The following is a 1,917-nucleotide window of genomic DNA, read 5'->3' as shown; positions in this document are numbered from 1 at the left end:
GCCATCGTAGCCGGGCACCCGTAGGGGCGGCCCCACGTGGCCGCGGCCTCGCGTTGGCCTGCGATCACTTGATGATGACAACCTTCCCGGTTTGAACTCCCAATCGAGAGTCGACGTGATAGATGTAAATGCCGGGTGTGACCGCCTCGGCGCTGCGCGTAACCAGGTCCCAACTGCATGCCGATGAGTAAGTCGACAGGTGTTTGTCAGGGTGGTGGATCGTTCTGATCAGATCACCGGCCAGCGAGTAGATCGTGATGACCGCGGTGTCGGGAAGATTGATGAAGTGGATACGGCGGTCGTATTCGCTAAAGTCGGTTCCCTGCGTGCCCTCATACCCTTGCGCGTAGTAGGTCGTGCGATGGCCAAAGGCGTCATTGTAGAAGGCCTTGTACGGATTCGGATAGACTGACACACGGATTCCGGAATCAGCCACAATATTGGCTGAGTAGATTGGCTCAGCGTATTTCCAGTTCTCGCTCGGCGTCGATTCCATCGACGGCAGTTTGGCCACATAGTCACCCTCATCGAAGGCGGTGACCGCGAAGTAGAGCGGAACCGACGGCTGCAGGTTACTCAGCCTGGCCTCGTAAACGCCATAGCTGACTTCGCGGCCGCCGACGGTCGTGTCACGCACTCCCACTCTTTGAATGATGTTCCTTTCGACCCCCGCATCGCCGGTGTATTCATTGCCTCGATTCGCGTTTTGGGCAACCCAGCATGAGAGCCATTCGCGCGCGGTAACCTCGACAATTTCGCCCACGTAGTTGCGGAGAGTGTCGAAATACGTTTCGTGGTAGGCTCTGTCCACGGACTGGACCGCGTAGTCTCTGGGGTCAAAGGCGGTATCGCCCAAGATGATCTTCCATTCCTCCACCGTATATGGATATGACGCGCGCCGCCAGTTCCTATATGCCAGAGTGTCGTAAACCAATCTGACGAAATCCTCGCGGTCCCAGCTCGCGAGCAAGGAGAATTGACCGGCCTGGTGACCCCGGGCAGCATAGATCCGGTATCCCTCAAAGCTTCGCCGGCCCGTTATCTGGTGGCGTGCAAACTCGGTCGTGTCACCGCTCCACCGCAACACCACATTGCCTGGTGTGGTGGTCAACTGAAACGCAGGTGACGGTAACGGCGACGACAGGGCGAAATCGGCAATTCCATCACCCTGATAGAAAACGGAATCGCAGCCGGATAGTGCCGGAGGCGAAGCAGAATCCGTGCAGCCGAAGAGATGGGCCTCACCCCGGTAGCTGATACCGTCACCAGGATCAGAGTCGAGGCCGGGCGTGTCAAACGTCCATTGGATTACTCGCGAATTGGCGATCAGATCGCTGAAGTCCAGATGATCGAGGTATGGCCGCGGATTCTCCGCACTGAAACGGCTGTTAATGTTCGATGTGTCGCGATGAAAATGATCACCGATACTAAAAGCGACAGTAAACGCGACCGAATCACCGGGGAGGATGTCGTCAAGAGGTCCGTACGAAAGCAACATCTGCGAGTCAGCGCCATCGGCAATGTTCACCAGGGTGTCCCGGTTTACGGGTGGGGGCTCCCACCCTTGCACACTGTAGTCCTGCGCAGCGTAGACCTGATCGTAGTCGATCTGCCCGTTGATCATGGTCCGGTACCAGTCGTGTGGGTCAGCAGGAAACCCGTGACTGGCGGCTCCATAGGGCCCCCATCGGAAGTATGTTTCCCACTTGCCGAATCCCACCGATCGCCAAAGATCGGCCAACCAGTTGAAGCCAAACCGCCCGCCGCTCGGCGCACGCAGGACTCTCACACCAAGAACGAGCGGGGCTCGTCCCACAAAGCTGCCGGGCATCTGAATCTCACTGCCGTTATCCGCAATCCATGCAAGATTGACGGTGTCTTCAAAGCCGGGTACCAGCGCGGGCACCGTACTCAGTA

At 57.9% G+C, this 1,917-nt stretch carries 1 protein-coding gene; it reads right to left on the bottom strand.

Features of this window, described 5'->3' with window-relative positions; translation table 11 throughout:
* Positions 1–64: 64 nt before the first annotated feature.
* On the bottom strand, positions 65–1,917 hold a 1,853-nt coding region (locus tag AB1772_13415), incomplete at its 5' end, for a hypothetical protein (protein MEW5797338.1).

This window comes from Candidatus Zixiibacteriota bacterium (assembly GCA_040752815.1).
Classification (GTDB): Bacteria; Zixibacteria; MSB-5A5; order GN15; family FEB-12; genus JAGGTI01.
The sequence above is the reverse complement of the archived record's forward strand: the minus strand, read 5'-3'. Positions and strand labels throughout refer to the sequence as shown.